Annotated in this window: 14 protein-coding genes; 10 read left to right on the forward strand and 4 right to left on the reverse strand. The window is 42.5% G+C overall.

Annotated features, from left to right (window positions below; all coding sequences use genetic code 11):
* Positions 1-113: 113 nt before the first annotated feature.
* Entirely contained in the window at positions 114-917 is an 804-nt protein-coding gene (locus V7K45_RS09480) for a PEP-CTERM sorting domain-containing protein (protein ID WP_335002664.1), read from the forward strand.
* A gap of 163 nt (positions 918-1080) precedes the next feature.
* Here the strand turns inward: V7K45_RS09480 and ebsA are convergent, their stop codons facing one another.
* Entirely contained in the window at positions 1081-1455 is a 375-nt protein-coding gene (gene ebsA, locus V7K45_RS09485; RefSeq protein WP_322678892.1) for a type IV pilus biogenesis protein EbsA, read from the reverse strand.
* Positions 1456-2107: 652 nt separating this feature from the next.
* On the opposite strand from ebsA, the gene V7K45_RS09490 reads away from it, so the two are divergent.
* Together V7K45_RS09490 and V7K45_RS09495 are read left to right on the forward strand one after the other, a co-directional pair.
* The gene (locus V7K45_RS09490; RefSeq protein WP_335002668.1) at positions 2108-3514 is read left to right on the forward strand and encodes a glycosyltransferase; all 1407 of its coding nucleotides are present in this window, start codon (positions 2108-2110) and stop codon (positions 3512-3514) included.
* A gap of 334 nt (positions 3515-3848) precedes the next feature.
* Positions 3849-4100: a hypothetical protein gene (locus tag V7K45_RS09495; RefSeq protein WP_335002670.1), complete on the forward strand. Its 252-nt coding sequence runs from the start codon at positions 3849-3851 to the stop codon at positions 4098-4100.
* A gap of 40 nt (positions 4101-4140) precedes the next feature.
* On the opposite strand, the gene V7K45_RS09500 is transcribed toward V7K45_RS09495, so the two are convergent.
* The 3 genes from V7K45_RS09500 to dnaX all read right to left on the reverse strand — a co-directional run bounded on the left by V7K45_RS09500 (position 4141) and on the right by dnaX (position 7430).
* Complete coding sequence (locus V7K45_RS09500; protein ID WP_335002672.1) at positions 4141-4263, reverse strand: hypothetical protein; 123 nt, start codon at positions 4261-4263, stop codon at positions 4141-4143.
* Positions 4254-4445 carry a hypothetical protein gene (locus V7K45_RS09505; RefSeq protein ID WP_335002674.1) on the reverse strand — a complete coding sequence of 64 codons (192 nt, stop codon included), beginning with the start codon at positions 4443-4445 and terminating at the stop codon, positions 4254-4256. Before V7K45_RS09505 ends, V7K45_RS09500 begins: the two co-directional genes overlap by 10 nt.
* Positions 4446-4583: 138 nt before the next feature.
* Positions 4584-7430 (reverse strand): DNA polymerase III subunit gamma/tau, encoded by a 2847-nt coding sequence (dnaX, locus tag V7K45_RS09510; protein WP_335002676.1) that lies wholly within the window; start codon positions 7428-7430, stop codon positions 4584-4586.
* Positions 7431-7821: 391 nt separating this feature from the next.
* Here dnaX and V7K45_RS09515 point away from each other — a divergent pair, with 391 nt between their 5' ends.
* The 7 genes from V7K45_RS09515 to V7K45_RS09545 all read left to right on the forward strand — a co-directional run bounded on the left by V7K45_RS09515 (position 7822) and on the right by V7K45_RS09545 (position 17797).
* The gene (locus tag V7K45_RS09515; protein WP_335002810.1) at positions 7822-8508 is read left to right on the forward strand and encodes a hypothetical protein; all 687 of its coding nucleotides are present in this window, start codon (positions 7822-7824) and stop codon (positions 8506-8508) included.
* A 197-nt stretch (positions 8509-8705) separates the two neighbouring features.
* Complete coding sequence (locus tag V7K45_RS09520; protein ID WP_335002679.1) at positions 8706-12563, forward strand: CHAT domain-containing protein; 3858 nt, start codon at positions 8706-8708, stop codon at positions 12561-12563.
* Between the two features lie 165 nt (positions 12564-12728).
* On the forward strand, positions 12729-12923 hold the full coding sequence (locus V7K45_RS09525; protein WP_179065490.1) for a hypothetical protein: 195 nt from the start codon (positions 12729-12731) through the stop codon (positions 12921-12923).
* Between the two features lie 2 nt (positions 12924-12925).
* Positions 12926-13108, forward strand: coding sequence for a hypothetical protein (locus tag V7K45_RS09530; RefSeq protein ID WP_335002681.1), 183 nt, complete (start codon positions 12926-12928; stop codon positions 13106-13108).
* 31 nt (positions 13109-13139) lie between these two features.
* Entirely contained in the window at positions 13140-14825 is a 1686-nt protein-coding gene (locus V7K45_RS09535) for a M14 family metallopeptidase (RefSeq protein WP_335002683.1), read from the forward strand.
* A gap of 2 nt (positions 14826-14827) precedes the next feature.
* On the forward strand, positions 14828-15349 hold the full coding sequence (locus V7K45_RS09540; protein WP_335002685.1) for a GNAT family N-acetyltransferase: 522 nt from the start codon (positions 14828-14830) through the stop codon (positions 15347-15349).
* A 741-nt stretch (positions 15350-16090) separates the two neighbouring features.
* Complete coding sequence (locus V7K45_RS09545) at positions 16091-17797, forward strand: fasciclin domain-containing protein (RefSeq protein ID WP_335002687.1); 1707 nt, start codon at positions 16091-16093, stop codon at positions 17795-17797.
* Positions 17798-17836: the final 39 nt, after the last annotated feature.

Below are 17836 nucleotides of genomic sequence, written 5' to 3' on the forward strand. Positions count from 1 at the left end.
ATGAAATTTCCATTACTAGCTTGGGAATAATAAATCATGCATGAGGTAAACTTGCAATTAATCTCAGCATATTAGGTGTGTTTACTATCGACAAATAAAGGAAAAAGTTGTTAATGAAAGTGAGTTCATTAGGGATTAAGTTAGGTTTTGCAGCTGTTAGCAGCAGTTGTCTTGCAGCAGTCGCGATCGCTATGAGTGGAGCAAGTGCAATTGCTGCTCAATTCATCACAATTGAAAGCACTGGCACATTATCAGGAACTATCGAACTTCCCAGAAATAATCCCAATTTCAATAACAGTATTACTCGTATTGATACGGATAATACTGGAACTTATTACCGGAACTTAGGTACTAATAATAATCCTAATTATGTTCCTGTATACCAGTCAGACTATTTACAGGTAGAAACACGCTCCGATGGAAGTCTGCATTACTTTGTTGACTTTAAAGGTATTCCGATTGTCTCGTTTAATGGTGTTCTGACATCGCCGGTTCTTTCTGGTGGTCAATTGACTACCTTTCTTTACCAGGGACAATTGCCAGGAACTACATTTCAAGGAGTAGTTCAAGATGAATTTAATCTGACAAAAGCTTTTTACACTGGTACTGTCACCGACCCAGATACCGGAAAGAAATATCAAGGTACTTTTGAAGTGAGTGGATATGGAGAGCGATATAGTAATCCCAATGGAAATTTAACTCCCACGGTCTTTGATTTCCAGTCCGATATCCCAGGTTTTCCAGGTGTAACATCTTTGACCATAACTAACGCTAGTTTGGCAAATTTAAGAATCAAAGTACCTATAAATGAAACTTCTATTCCAGAACCAGCTAGCCTTCTCGGAACTCTGATGGTTGCTAGTTTTGGTATCGTTCTGAAAAGAAGAAAAGACAGCAGACTTACGAAGACGTTTTAAAACTGAAAGCCTGTTGTAACAAAACTAACAAGGCGCTGATATTTACAATTCAGCGCCTTGTTAGCAAATAATCTGAGAGAATAAGGACTAAAGTCCTTACTACGAACTTATTTATCTATCAATTTAAAATAAGCCGGACTTTTGCAAATCCGGCTGAGTTTAATCAATCATCTATACGCAATAGCTTGCGGTAAAACGGTTGTGAAAAATCAGTTATACGATAACGTTTATAGTTATCCATAAGTTCAATTAAAAAATTAATAAACTCGAAACTAGCCATCATCAGTTCATAACTCAGTTCGGCATTGCCATCAAACTGAATTCGGCAACGGGTTAAGTCTGACGGTAAAGTAGCAACATTCCAGGAGGCGACAAAGGGGACATGTTCGCTGGCTTCGATCTTCCGATGTCCCTCCAAGACCCCTTTTTGATAAAGACTGATGGCATAGGGTAAGAAATTGCGCCTAGCGCCCTGAACATAAGGTAAGTAAACACTGGCTTGTTGTTGAGTTGCAGGCTGGAGTTGCTCAATAGACATAGTTAAATATTCCTCAAGTTAGTTAGCAACTGGGGATATTAGTGGATGTTAGTAGTATTCCCCAAAGATGTGTCTAAAGCACATAGTAGGAATGGGGAATGGGGCATAGGAAATAGGGGCTGGGAGACTGGAGAGCAGAGGAGTAGAGTTCAAAGACTTATCCCTTATGCCCAATGCCTCATGCCCCATGCTTAATAAATGAAGTTACTACTAAGAAATATTAAAATTTCGGTTACAATGATGCTGCATTAACTGTTAGCGAATCTGGGAACGTTAACACGAAAAATCCCTACTGTACAGTGGTGGATGCCGTTATTGCAGTTTTTCCCAACAAAAAGCTGCTGCTACCTTGCTATTACTTTACCCAAACCGGAGTTCTCATTGGAGAAAGTCCGACTCTACAAGCTTCCTGCCGAAATGGCTATCAAAGGAATCAAGCTTCTGTCTAAGAGTAGTAAACGCGGTTAATATGAGGTAATTACGCACAGTGGCGGTGACAACAAAGTTAGTCCCAGCGGCTTTTGGCTTAGGGATAGCGGGTATTGCAGTTTGCCCATTCCGATTAATACCGGAAAAAGTAGCTTAGGGATATTTGTCCGTAAAATTACTAACTGTAGACAAATAGTGGTTTTTGAATCAAGCAACCTAACCTATGCCAGCGAATTCCTGGCCCGAAGAAGATTCTTATCAAGAGCTCGATCCGCTCAACTCCTTGTTGTCTGACCTATCAGTAGACGAGGAGTCAGTGTTAGAGACAGATTCTATGTCTCTACCATCCCGGTTTCAAGGTCGTAGAGGCAAAGCAGCTCTAGTCTTGACTATCGTCTGGAGTGGCACGATCGCTCTACATTTAGTTTCTTGGGCTTCCATTTTTATTCTAGGACTGACCACCATTCTAGGATTTCATGCTTTGGTGGTGGTGTTTACAAAATCCCGTCGCTATCCAAAAGAAATACAGGGAGATTTACCTTCTGTTTCGGTGCTAGTGGCTGCGAAAAATGAGGAAGCGGTAATTGCTAAATTAGTCAAAAATCTTTGTAATCTGGAATATCCAGGTGGGCAGTACGAAATTTGGATAATTGACGATCGCAGCAGTGATAGCACGCCACATTTATTAGCGGAACTCGAACAGAAATACGACCAGCTAAAAGTACTAAGGCGTTCAGCAGAAGCTACTGGTGGCAAATCGGGGGCGTTGAATCAGGTATTGCCGCTGACAAAGGGCGATATTATAGCAGTGTTTGATGCTGATGCCCAGGTAACACCAGACTTGCTGCAACAGGTAGTACCTTTATTTCAAAGAGAAAATGTGGGGGCGGTGCAGGTGCGAAAAGCGATCGCCAACGCTAAAGCAAACTTTTGGACTAAGGGTCAAATGGCCGAAATGGCACTTGATACCTGGTTTCAGCAACAGCGGACTGCCCTTGGTGGCATTGGCGAACTGCGGGGCAATGGTCAATTTGTCCGGCGTTCAGCCTTGGAAAGCTGCGGTGGCTGGAATGAAGAAACCATTACCGATGATTTGGATTTGACAATCCGTTTACATTTGGATAAATGGGATATTGAGTGTGTTTTCCATCCAGCAGTGCAAGAAGAAGGAGTGACAAATGCAGTTTCACTCTGGCATCAGCGCAACCGTTGGGCAGAAGGCGGTTATCAGCGCTATTTGGATTATTGGGATTTAATTCTCAAAAACCGGATGGGAACGCGTAAAAGCTGGGATTTGCTGATTTTTATGCTGATTATGTATATCTTACCGACAGCAGCAGTCCCAGATTTATTAATGGCGATCGCTCGTCATCGTCCACCAATGTTAAGTCCGATCACAGGTTTGTCCATTTCTATGTCGATGGTAGGGATGTTTACAGGTCTGAAGCGGGTACGTCAAGATCAAAAATTCCCACTTTCTACATATCTGACGATGCTGGTGCAAACCCTACGTGGCAGTTTATATATGTTGCACTGGTTAGTCGTCATGAGCAGTACTACTGCCCGGATGTCGGTAAGACCAAAGCGCCTGAAATGGGTGAAAACCTTGCATACAGGGAATGGGGAATAGCCCCTTTGGGGAATTAAAAATTAAAAATTAAAAATGCAAAATTACCAAAAATAATTTTGCATTTTTTTTTAGAGACTAACAAAAAATAAATTATCCAAAATTATTTCTACATTTATAGGGACGCAAGGCCTTGCGCCCCTACAAAGGGAGCTTTTTTTAACTGAAAGTCCCTTAAGCAACAAATCCAAACCAGGCTTTTTGAGGTTCGCTTGGTAATCTTTCCCATTGCTCAATCTTTTTGACCTTCCTTCCTCCATACTCCCAAGCTAGTCAGCGTAACGTTACGTTGACTAAGCGCTTATAATAGATAGCGACAACAATCTATAAGGGAAAAATGCCTGCGACCACCTCAGATATAATTGTCCAATTCGTAGAAACTTCGGATAGAGATAAAAGGCGCGCGATCGCCAAGCGTTATGGACTCACGTTGGTCGATGCCCATGAAGAACCACTGGCTTATCTCTACGAGGCAGACACTGATAATCTTACTCAACTCTGCAATGAGCTAACGAACGAAGATTATGTATTAGTTGCCAGCCCTCCCGATACATTCACCTACCGCAGCATCAGCCAAGGCGTTGTCTGAGCGCCGTATCCAAATCAGTTCGTACTTGACAAATTTTGATTCAGTGGGATCGCGCTTCCTCATAAAGCGGTTGTAAACGAGGTTTTCTTACCTTGTAAATGCCGTTTAACTGTTTGACTACCAACTGGCTATCACCGTAGATTTTGGCTTGTTTTACGCCCATTTCAGTGCTTCTTCTACTCTCAAAAGCAATCCGCAATACTCCGCTACATTATTGCTGATTGGTTCACCGAGATATCGGCTAAAGGTGTGTGTTTGCCCTAGCTGGATAATGCAAGCAGCAGCGGCTTTGCCTGGATTGGGCACAGCGCCGCCATCGAAGTGAATTATTGCGGTTTTATCCATGTGATTAAATCAGCTGCTTGTTGAGAATAAGATTAGGCTAGCTTAGGCTTACGCCACCTCTTTCATCATAATGATTATCATTATTGTTTGAATGTCGTCTTCTGATTTTTGTTGAGTAATTTATTCCTTGGAAGTCCCTTATTCATCATCCACGTCTGCCTCCTCTACCCATTCTGGTGTAGTTATGGAATCGGAGAATTCTGGGAAATCATCTGCAAAACGAATAATTTGTCCATTGAAAAATTCTGCTACACGTTGAGCTGCGATCGCTACTTCGTCTGGTTCCCAATCAGGTGCGGGTGTTTGTTTTGGGGGTGGAGGCAAAGTTTGCATCCCGTTTCCATTTATCCCGTTTCTATTTGCCCCATTTCCATTTACGCCATTTCCATTTACACCATTTCCATTTTTTGCTGCTGTCGGTGCTGGTGGTGGATTAGTTGGCTGTGGTGCTGGCGCTGGAGGCGAAATTTGCTGGTTGTAACTGGGAGTTGGCGGTTGCTGAACGCGAGTAGAATCTTTTGGCGGAGGATTTTTTTTAGCTGAGGTAGAGTTTGAAGAAATTCCTTTTTCTATATTTATCTGGATTTCACGCTGGAAAGTCTGCTGAAAAGCTGCCGCAATCATCGGTAGATAAGATTTACCCTTGTCATACCATGCCTGTTTAATCGCAATTCGAGCCACAACACCGTCAAACTCTATGAGTTGGCTCATTTGACGCAGCATTTCTTGCCTTGATTTTGGCTGGAGGTTGGCAAGCACTTGTTGCCAAATCTGAGTTAAGTCATATTCTGCTTCGTCAACAACTTCTGAAGTTACTGGTTCCATGTTCGCAGGTGGTACAGGAACAGCAACAGGTTCTGGGGTTGGTGGTGAAACTGATTTAGCAACAGAATTGTGATTTGTTTGCTGTTCAACTGGGGGAGATGAAGTGACGGGCTGATTTTGAGCAGCCACTTGATGATTGGCAGATGCAGAATTATGATTTGTTTGTGGTTCTGGGGGAGATGAAGTGACGAGCTGATTTTGAGCAGCCGCTTGATGATTGGCAGATGCAGAATTATGATTTGTTTGCGATTCAGCTAAAGGTACAGAAGAAACTGGGTGATTTTGGGCAACGACTGGAGGATAGCTTGGAGATACAGCAGGTGTATTAACTCGTGGTGCGACACTTGAGGCTTGTGGCTGAATATTCGTCGCACTAGGCAACAATCCTAGTAATGTTACTTCCAACCACAAACGTGGCTGGGTGGTATTTTTAATTTGTACTTCAGCTTCTCGCAAGTGTTTCTGTCCCGCCAAAATCACGCTCATATCGAAGTATTGAGCAAACTCAACCAGCGCTGTCCAAGTTTGTTGAGTACAAGCAACCAAATCGTGGCGGTTGGGTGCTGTTTTCGCTATGAGTAAATCGCGGTAAAAAGCAGCGAGATTTTGCAGAATAGTTAGGGGTTCTCGACCACGATCTAAAATGTAGTGAGTACAGTCTAGAACTGCTTCCGGTTTATCTTGAGCGATCGCATTTAAAAGCGCTAGCAAATCCTGTTCGCTTACCGTACCCACTAAATCCCAAACTCGCTCTGGTGTCACTTCACCTGCTAATAAACCCAATTGATCGAGTAGACTTTCGGCATCCCGTAATCCCCCCTGAGAAAGTTGGGCTACCAAGGTGACAGCATCGGGTGAAATATGAATGTTTTCTTCAAAGGCGATCGCACTTAAATGCTTCACCATCGCCTCTAACTGAATGCGTCTAAAATCAAACCTTTGACAGCGCGAAATAATTGTTGGTAACACCCTTTGCGGGTCTGTTGTCGCCAATACAAAAACCACGTGTCTCGGTGGTTCCTCTAGTGTCTTTAGTAGCGCGTTGAATGCCTGGGTACTGAGCATATGGCAATTATGCACCAAAAGCCCATTTGCCACAAAGTTATGATTATCTGCTACTTCAATGTCATAGACTCGCTCAACTCCAGCGAGGTGAACAGATTCGACTGTCTCCAAACTTGTAATCCATGAGGATGCCACATCCACATTCACCTGACTTTTCACGTCAAGTGAAACTCCAGCCCCCTTCTCTACTAAGGAATAGGAAGAATTCAAAGTCTCTCCCCTAAAAGGGGCTACGGTGTACACACAAGTCGAATTACCCCCCTTAATCCCCCCTTGGAAAGGGGGGAAACTAGAAATATAGTTCCCTCCCCTTTCCAAGGGGAGGGTTAGGGAGGGGTAAAACTTACGCTTAAACTCAGATGAGTGAACTGTTTCAGACTTGTGTGTACACCGTAGCCTAAAAGGAGAGAGGTTTTCCAGCTCCCTATTCACAGGGGATAGTATCTTCACTCCTTCTTTTACGTCCCTTGCTGGTAGCCATCCCTGATTTGTCCTAATTAAATGATTACCCGTACATCTAATTTCTCGGTTAGTTGTCTTGATAACCAGGGTTTGCCGTTCTCCTTGGTCTAACCACCTGACAACTTTCTTGAATTCCCACTTAAAAGATGAGTCGTTGTAACTCAGTACTTTCTTGCCTTTAATTTTGGGATCGTCAATTCTGTGAAGTCCCTCATCAGTCAAAACCAGAGAATCTCCAGTTAGGCATTCATCGATTACATAAACCTTGTAGCGACACTGGACAGGAGCAAACTGGGCTTTTTCAATCAACTCGCGGATATTATCGACACCAGTGTTACTAGCGGCATCAATTTCAATTACGTCTAAGGCATACCCCTTAGCGATCCCCTGACAAACCTCACACACGCCGCAGGGTTCAGCCGTGGGCCGATCGCCTTTGAGACAATTGAGGGATTTAGCCAGAATCCGGGCACTAGAAGTTTTCCCCGTACCTCTTGGCCCGGTGAATAAGTAGGCAGGGGCGATTTTAGATGTGCCGATCGCGTTCGTGAGGGTGGTGGCGATCGCCTCTTGGCCCACCAGTTCAGCAAAACTTTTGGGGCGATATTTGTGGTGCAGGGGTTCGTAAGACATGGAAATATAGACTTCAATGCCTTTCAACGTTAATTAGTAGCACCGAGTCGAGTTGAGGATTCAATTATTTTAAACTCTCGTACCTGGCTTTATTTATCGATGTTGCCATAGCTCTTGCACTCAACTAATGCCGTAAATTTTGGCACTCAGGAAAGCAAGCAACCAGAGCTTATCCTCTACTATGATTTCAACATCAATGTATGGGAATTATAGCATATCATTTAGTACATTTGTTCTATTAAAGAAGACTGGGAAGCAGAGAAGAATAACTCTTGACAAATGACTAATGACTAATGACAAATGACTATACGTTTTATTGACTGAACTAACGCCATAGTCCAGTGCGATCGCTACAATTTTATAGATAAAGTAAAACTCGATGGTGCAGCAGATGCTCAAGCGGCTATTTCAATGGCTCAAAAAGCTTTTTCAGAGCTTGTTTGGTGGAAAACAGACTACCTCAAAATCTAGGGGGAAGGTGGAAAAAGAACCACCACCACCCTTGAGCGATACGGATCTGGAATTTCTCTTCAACGAACTGTTGCAAGGAGTACATCAAGCACGAGGGGAAGCATGGGCACAGAAGTGGCTGCATAATATCGAACATCGCATCACAACTCAAGAGTGGGTTGAGTGGTTAGGGCGCTTTGGCGACAGATTGCTTGCATCTCCGACACCGAATAATGAAATGGCGGCGCGGTTAGTGCAATTGGGTGAGTTAGGCGTCGGAGAAATTGGAGATGTTGCCTATAATATCGGGATGCAGTTGTTGACACGCAATGAAGGCGAACCAATTTGGGAATATGAAGGGCCAGATGCTTTTAGCACTTCTTTGCCCTCTGAGGTAGCTGCCTCAGTATCAGAGTCAGCAGATGCGCCAGAGAACCTCCCAGAAGGAGAATACCAAACTGTCACTCTAGAACAGTTGTTTGTAATGTTACAGGAGGATGAAAATTTACGTCAGCAAATTGCTCAACAGCTTGCCGTTGAAACAGACGATCCACAAGTGCTTGTCCAGGCATTAATTAGTCAGTTATATCCTGCTGGTCAATCGACTACAGAGCAAACTGAAAATTAACTGCTGGAGAGAGTTAAATTCAAGAGTTAAATCTGGGAATTGTTACGTTGTAATGCTATGCTCTTGAAGATTTGTATATTTTTTGCTAACCTGCTACGGAAGCGCTGTCCGAATCTAATGGGTTTTTACGTAATTGATGATTTTTTTAAGACAACGATGGCTACAATCTAGAAAAACAAAATCCAAGAGTGTGGCAGATGCTCAGGCGGATATCGCAGTCGCTTAAAAGGTTTTTAAAGCGCCTCATTGCAAGTAAACAGAATACTTCTCTCAAGGGTGCGAGAGGACGCAATCTGGTGGGGGTACCACCAGAACTAACCAATGCGGATCTGGAACAATTGTTTATCCAATTGTTAGAAGGCGTGCATCAAGCACGAGGACGACAGTGGGCATTGAGGTATCTGCAACGGATCGAAAATCGCATTCCGGCTGAACGTTGGATAGACTGGTTGGTGATGTTTGGTGAAAGCTTACTAGCTTCACCTACACCAAATCCTCTTTTAGCAACACAGATGGTGCAATTGGGGGAACTTGGTGTTGGCAGAATTGGAGAAGTTGCTTATGACATTGGCATTCGGCTAATGCAAAACTTACCTACAGAAATAGAAAGTTACCCTGACAATCAGGCACAAGATGATGTAAAAATCACTCCTGGGCAAGAACTGATCCGCGATTTGGGCGAGCAGTTATGGGAATATGATGAGCCAGATGTAATCGAAACTACTCCTGGGCAAGAACTGATCCGCGATTTGGGCGAGCAGTTATGGGAGTATGATGAGCCAGATGCAATCGAAACTACAATCGATGAAGAAATTATCCCAACTTCTCCTGGACAAGAGCTAATCGTTAGCTTTGGCGAACAATTATGGGAATATGATGTGCCAGATGTTGAACCAATAACGTCAGCACCTCAAACTGCCTCTTTTGAGGAGACATCGCCCAAAAACTTCGAGGAACTGGTATCAGAATATGAAAGTGAAGACGCCCAAACCACAATACCAGAAAATATCCCTCTGCCGGCAGCGGAAGATTCAATCAGCTTGTTAACCCAACTTCGGTTCGACGAAGAAGAAGTTGTTAAAATTACAACACCAGCAAATCTCCTTTCTACGAGACAAAAGACTGAATTAGCAACGTCTCCCTCGGTGGAAACCTGGGATAACACTTTGACGAATTTAGAGCCAAATGTGGCTAATACTTTAGATGAGTTGTGGGTGAAGTTGGATCAAAGTACCAATTTAGTCCAGCAACTTGCTTCAGATTTGGCAGTTCAAAGCAGTAATTCTCCTGGTATTATTGAGCGGCATAACGATAATCCGATTACCCACGCTCAAGGGTGGTTTTACCAAGGTCTTCAGCAAGCGAAAACAGGCGATTTGCTAGGCGCGATCGCATCTTATGACCAAGCCATTGAAATGCAACCCGAATTTTCTGAATATTGGTTTAATCGAGGCTTAACGCTGTTCCATTTAGAACGTTTTGATGAAGCGATCGCGTCTTATGAAACAGCCATAGAATTGAAACCAGACTTTTACAAAGCTTGGTACAACCGAGGTGGAACTCTCGGAGAATTAGGATACTTTGAAGAAGCGATCGCTTCTTTTGACAAAGCTATAGAAATCAAGCCAGACTATCAAGAAGCGTGGTCTAGCAAGGGTTTGGCACTGCTGAAATTAGGTTGGCTACCAGAAGCTATTGCTAGTTATGACCAAGCGCTACAACTCCAACCAGAAGACCAGGAAAACTGGTATTACCGAGGCATAGCCCTAGCTGTCAGCGAACAATTTGCCGAGGCGATTATATCTTACGACAGAGCTATAGAAATTAACCCAGATTACCACGAAGTGTGGATAGATCGGGGTGTAGTGCTGTTTAATTTAGGCAGGTGGTCAGAAGCGATCGCCTCCTGGGATAAAGCACTTTCAGTTCAAGCCGACTTCTACTTAGCTTGGTACAACCGGGGTATAGCATTAGACAACTTAGGACGGAGACAAGAAGCGATCGCCTCCTATCAACAAGCGATCGCCATTAAACCCGACTTCCATTTAGCTTGGTATAATCAGGCAATAGCACTGTTTCATTTAGAACAATTTGCTGAAGCGATCGCTTGTTATGACAACGCTTTGCAAATTAAACAAGATTATTGGGAAGCTTGGATTGGTCGGGGAACTGCGATCGGTCATTTAGTGAATTATGACGAATTGCTGAACTTGTCGAGTAATATCATAGCGACAAATCCTGCCTTACAACAGGGCGGCTACGAAGGAAAATTAGCCAGTTATGAGGAAGGGTTAAGGCATCTGCGAACAGATACCCATCCAGAAGGTTGGGGTAGATTGCATTTTGCGATCGCTAATACTTACTACGAAGAAGGTAAAAAACATACCAACACGCGCGATTATTGGCGCAAAGCTGCATCTGAGTACCATCAAGCGCTGTTAACCCTGACATTAGAATATTTTCCCCAGTTGCATTTAGAGGTTTTACAATCTCTAAGCAAAGTGTTGATGGGTTTGGGACAAACCACACAAGTTCAAGAATTGCTGCAACGTGGGACAGATTTATTGCGACAATTACTGAGTGAAGAAACTCGCTCAGATGAAAGTAAAAAACAGCTAGCTTTAAAATTTGCCGGCTTCGATCAATTGGCAGTTGATTTAGCTGTGGAATCGGGCGATTTAGTAGAAGCTTGGGAGATTGCCGAACAAGGTAAAAATGCTTGTTTAAACTGGCTGCTTTCTGGCTGGAATGATAATATTTACTCGCCTTACTATGGCGCAATTCAACAACTATTCAATCCCACAACAGCAATTATTTACTGGCATATTAGTCCAGTTGCCCTACATACTTTCATTCTCAAAGACCAAGCGCCATCACCAATTCTCCTGTTTACACCCATGCAAGATGCTGGGGTATTACCTTTAGGAGAAGACGCTATCCGTCTCAATGAATTGCCTCTACCCGAAGCAGTGCAACGCCTAATTGAATTTGAAATTTGGCTAGAAGATTGGCATCAACAATACCAAGAATATCGCAGCACAGCCCACGACAAAGAAAGTAAAAGTCATCATTCTTGGCGAGTTGAGATGGAAGAGAAGCTGTTGCAACTGTATGAAATCCTGAATATTGCCACAATTGCACAAGAACTCGAAGGCATTACCCAACTTGTCTTAATTCCTCATCGTGACTTGTACAGATTGCCCATTCATACACTTTTCCATCTTTCTTCCCCATATTCGGAAGAGTTACCGAATGTGGAATCAAATTTCAGTGTCACTTATCTACCTAGCGCCCAAATAGGTTTATCAATCAGAACTGAGGATATTTGGCAGTGGCAAAATAAGTTCTTACTGAGTGTTGAACATCCTGAAAGTACAGGTTATCCCACACTGAAATTTGCCAAATTGGAGTCTGAAATTGTTAGTCAGATGTTCAATAATATCCAACGAATTCAGGGGACAGAAGCTACGAAAAGTATTGTTGAAAATGCCCTATCTGATAATTATAATATCTTGCATTTTACGGGTCATGTTACTAATAATTTAGCTGAACCGAAAAAATCAGAATTAGCATTAGCGGGTGAAGATAGACTTACTCTAGATGAAATCTGCCAACAAAATCTAGATAGTTATAACCTTATTACCCTCTCTGCGTGTGAAAATTTAAGTACTAACAACTACACTATCAGCAGCGAATATGTAAGTTTAGTCAGTGGTTTTGTAACTCAGGGCGTACCTCATGTAGTGAGTACTCTCTGGAGTGTAGAATCTTCGGCTAGTGCCTTGGTGATGATCGAGTTTTACCGACGATTACAGCCTAATAAATCTGCAATTACTGCCTTAGCGGAAGCCACACGATGGCTAAAAGAACTAACTGCTGGAGAACTAACAAAATGGTATGAAGATATTTTGAATAATCTGCATCCAGAAGAAGTAAGAATTCAAACTTATTTAGCGACACAACTATATAGAAATAGTAAAATGGCATCAGATAAAAATCTTTATAATCATCCTTATTACTGGGCAGCATTCACGATTACGGGTAAGCCGAATTAATCTTTTGAAACTTTGATTCTAGCCATAAAATTAGCTAAATACTTATTTTTAGCTTCACTTTTCTAAAAGTTCAATCATCAGTAAATTAGTTTAATTATATACAAAAATTGTATTAATTCACTGTGGTCTGAAAGTTTCTGGCAGGAGTGAAGATTCAAAATAAATATGAAATCAGAAACCAGAAATATATTACTTAAAGCTTACGCAGAACTACATAAGATCATTGAAGAATTATATGAAGCTCATGATAGAGCAATAGAGAACAATGATTTTGACGATGCTAGTTTGTTGGCTAGTCGAGCAGATAGACTTTATGAAGAAGTCGAAAATTTAGAAATCATCATCTCAGAATTGGAGTAGAAATGAAAACAATTGAAGAATTAAAAACTCGGATCAAAGAACTCAGTAGTCAAGCTGTAAAATTTAGTAAAAAAGCAACTGAAGTGTGTTTGACAGATCGGGAACAAGCTAAACAGTTCAGACAACAAGCTAAAGAGGCTAGTAAGCGTTGTCAGCTATTGATACAAGAATTGAAACGGCAATAGGTTTAAAATAATTCGTACTGAAGGGTTTATTATGCCAGATGTTCGGTTTGATAAATACTATCGTTATGAAGACTTAACGCGCATTCTACACAGTTATGCGAAGGAATTTCCCCAACTAGTACGCATAGAAAGCATTGGCAAAAGTTACGAAGGACGTGACATCTGGGTATTAACAGTTAGCAACTTTGCCACTGGCGCACATCAAGAAAAACCTGCCCTTTGGGTTGATGGGAACATCCACGCCACTGAACTAGCACCGTCAAGTGTTTGTTTATACCTATTGCAAACATTAGTGACAGCTTACGGTACTCACCCAGAAATTACCCGTTGTTTAGATACCCGCACCTTCTACATTTGCCCCCGCGTTAATCCTGATGGTGCTGAGTTGGCATTGGCTGACAAACCGAAATTTATTCGCTCCGCTACTCGTCCCTATCCCCATGATGAGGAAGGCAACGACGGGTTAGTGATGGAAGATATCGATGGTGATGGTCGGATTTTGCTGATGCGAATCCCCGATGACAATGGGGCTTGGAAAGTTTGTCCGACTGAACCACGGCTGCTGGTGCGACGCGAACCAACAGAAACAGGTGGTCAGTATTATCGCGTACTACCAGAAGGAAATATCGAAAATTATGACGGAGTTCAGATTAAAATTCAGCCTTCTAAAGAAGGACTAGATTTAAACCGGAATTTTCCATTTTTGTGGCGGCAAGAATCTGAGCAATCGGGGGCTGGCCCTTATCCGACATCTGAAACAGAAGTGCGATCGCTAGTTCAATTTATCACTACACATCCTAATATTACAGGAGCGATCGCCTTTCATACCTTTAGCGGTGTTCTCATCCGTCCCTACACCCACCTCAGCGATGACGAATTCCCCGTCAATGACCTCCGCACCTATCAACGCATTGGCGCAAAAGGTACTGAACTTACTCAATACCCAGCCATCTCCGCCTTTCATGATTTCCGCTATGACCCCAAAGAGGTAATTACAGGTACATTTGACGATTGGGCTTATGAATATCAAGGTCTATTTGCCTGGACAGTAGAAGTCTGGAGTCCGCAGCGCCAAGCTGGAATTAATGATTATAAATACATCGATTGGCAACGAGAACACCCTATAGAAGATGACCTGAAGTTGCTGCGTTGGAACGATGAAAAACTTGCAGGTAAAGGCTACGTAGATTGGTATCCCTTCGAGCATCCTCAACTCGGTCAAATTGAACTAGGCGGCTGGGATACCATGTACGCTTGGACAAATCCACCCCCTGAATTTCTGGAGAAAGAAATAGCCCTCTTCCCAGAATGGCTAGTTTGGCATCTATTAATATCTCCGCGTTTAGAAATTTACAAAGCCAGTATCCACAGCTTGGGTGATGATACTTATCGGGTGCAATTAGTTGTGCATAATACAGGCTGGTTGCCCACTAATGTTACCCAAAAAGCCTTAGAAAAAAAGCTGGTGCGGGGCTGTATCTGTGAAATTGAACTGCCTCCTGGGGGAACTTTGGTAACGGGTAAGCTTCGTGAAGAGTTAGGTCAATTAGAAGGACGAGCCTACAAGCCTTCAACTCCCATTAGACGGCACAGCGATCCTACCAAAGATCGGGCGAAGGTTGAATGGGTGGTGCGTGCCCCTTCAGGTAGTACAGTTAAACTCCTAGCCCGTCATGAACGTGCTGGAGTTGCTCGCACTGAATTGACATTCCCCTAATTTTGACATTTGAAATTGTCAAACATACTTCCTGGAATAATTACCTTGATACAGCTTTGTCTAAACCGATAATTACCGTTCGCCTAATTAAACGCGACGAACTTCCCCAACTTTTGGTTTTATATAACCACCTAAATCCTATCGATGCGCCTTTACCTGCTGATGATGTTTTACAATCTATTTGGGATGGGATTTTACACGATCCCCGTTTGTATTACGTTGTAGCTGATGTTGATAACCAGCTAGTAGCAACATGTAATTTAACCATTGTTCCCAACTTGACGCGTGGCGCACGTCCATACGGCATTATTGAAAATGTTGTCACCCATCTCGATTTTCGACAACAGGGATTTGGTACAAAAGTGTTACATTATGCCTTAGCTTTAGCATGGCAGCAACAGTGCTATAAAGTGATGCTTCTAAGTGGCTCAAAAAACGAGGAGACGTTGCACTTCTATGAAAAAGCAGGATTCAAGCGCGGACTAAAAACCGGATTTGTTGCCTTACCTCCAGAGGAGTTGTGAGCAAAATTTATACAGATTAGCCATCGTTCAAAAATCCTATTTTATCTTTGGGTTCCCTTTTATAAAATAGTCTTTTGTAAAAAAATAATTACTAGGCAAAAATCTTGGGGCAATCAGGCTCGAAATTTTTGATTGCGATCGCTAATTTCCAGTCTAGTATTTGAAAATTTACCATCAATGACAACTATCTAAAGAGTGAAAGTTTTTCTTCAAAATCCAGCCCTGAGTTAGTTGTATAATTTCGATAAAAGATTAACAATACACCATATCGCCAAGATTGATTTTATTTCTTAAATATTGCTAAAGATCATGATACATTGAGTTTGACGGCATTAACCCTCCTCGGCAATTATAAAGAGACGGCTATTAAAAGCCAATGATTTTAGTGCTTGACTGCAATTTTAGAACTGAATAAAATCGCCTACTTGCATTAATTCTCTTTATTGTTGCAACATATTATATTACCACAGGAGCCATGCTTATTTTTAGTATGCTCTGCGGTTCTTAAAAAAAAATAGGAATTCGATACTATGTGTGGTGCACATGAGGATAAACGTTATGAGATATCAAAGCAGCTACTCATAATGTTCAGAATTTTAATTTTCCAGAGCTAACAGGTTTCATTTCTGGTTTTCATGTCGAGGCGAACCAAATAATCATCTCAGATATTTGTATTCACTTAACCTTGCATCCAGTATTTTTCACATAATCAACCCAAGAAATTGAAAAGAGGATATTTCCATGTCTAGTTTGTCTCGTTGGTCATCAACAAAGGTTGCTTTGCTAGTTCTGGGAATGACAGCTGCTACAATAACTCCCATCGTAATTTCTGCCCCAGCTTCATCTCAAACTCCTGTTCCATCTACGACACCATCACCTGAGACACCATCACCTGCAACACCATCACCTGCGACACCATCACCGACTTCAACAGTTAACCTGTCTGATGTTTCCTCAGATTATTGGGCGCGTCCCTTCATTCAAGCCCTAGCTGAGAATAACGTGATTAGTGGCTTTCCTGATGGCACTTATAGACCAAATCAGCCTGTGACTCGTGCTGAGTTTGCTGCCTTGATTCAAAAAGCTTTCAGTAACCAAAACCGAGTCCGGCAATTAAGTGCGGGTGGATTTAGTGATGTTCCTGCTAACTACTGGGCGGCTGCGGCAATTCAAAACGCCTACGAAACTGGATTTTTGGCAGGCTATCCTGGGAACGTGTTTAGACCAAATCAAGAAATTCCGAGAGTACAGGGGATCGTTGCTTTAAGTAGTGGCTTAGGTTTAACTGGTGGCGATACAAGTACTCTCACTACTTACTACAACGATGCCTCAGCTATCCCACAGTATGCTGTTGGCAGTGTGGCAGCAGCGACAGTAAGTAATCTTGTTGTCAACTATCCAGATGTAAAACAACTCAATCCGCAACAGTCTTTGACTCGTGCTGAAGCAGCAGCACTTTTATATCAAGCTTTAGTTAAACAAGGACGGTTACAACCCATTGCTAGCAATCTTCCAGCTAGTCAGTACGTTGTAGCTGGAACTCCTACAAGTACTGATATTGTTTCCCTAGCGGCATCCAGTAGTTCTTTTACAACTCTGACTTCTTTATTGAAGACAGCTGGTCTAGCAGATATTCTTCAACAGCCAGGCCCTTATACAGTCTTCGCTCCCACCAATGACGCATTTGCTGCTTTACCTGCTGCTACCTTAGAACAGTTACAGCAACCAGAGAACAGAGAAGCGTTAGTTAAGATTTTGAGATATCATGTGGTTCCTGGTGCGGTAACTGCTAGTCAACTCTCGGCAGGGGAATTGACAACCGATGAAGGAAGACCTGTAAATGTTAAAATCGATTCCGCTAACAGTCAAGTCTCGGTGAATAATGCCAGAGTTCTCCAGGCGGACGTGAAAGCTAGCAATGGTATTATCCATGCAATTAACCAAGTCCTGATTCCGCCTGATGTTAATATCAGTCAGTTAAATCAGCCACCAACAGGAAATGGGACACCTGATGTTAACGTAGGTAGAGCTACTCGTGGTGGCAGAAGCTATATCGGAGTTGGTGGTAACATTGGTTTGAGCGGCAACGATACAGCTCTGAGCGACACTAACTTTACAGTGATCAGCAAACTTGGTCTGACAAACTATCTATCAGTGCGACCATCGGTGATCTTTGGGGACGATACAATATTTCTAGTTCCTGTGACTTTAGATTTTTCTCCCCGCAGAGCAGGTTCAGTAGGTGACAGAAGCTATAGTATATCTCCTTACATAGGTGCTGGTGTAGCAATTGAAGCTAATGCTAATACTGATATTGGATTACTGTTAACAGGTGGTGTAGACATTCCTCTCGGTTCTAAACTTACGCTAACAGGTGGTGTAAATGCTGCTTTTGTAGATGATACTGATGTCGGACTACAGTTAGGAATTGGCTATAACTTCAGATAAATAGAAGTAGAACATGCAATAAGGGCGCACAGTTAGTTG

This window comes from Nostoc sp. (genome assembly GCF_036917375.1).
In the GTDB taxonomy this organism is placed as follows: domain Bacteria; phylum Cyanobacteriota; class Cyanobacteriia; order Cyanobacteriales; family Nostocaceae; genus Nostoc.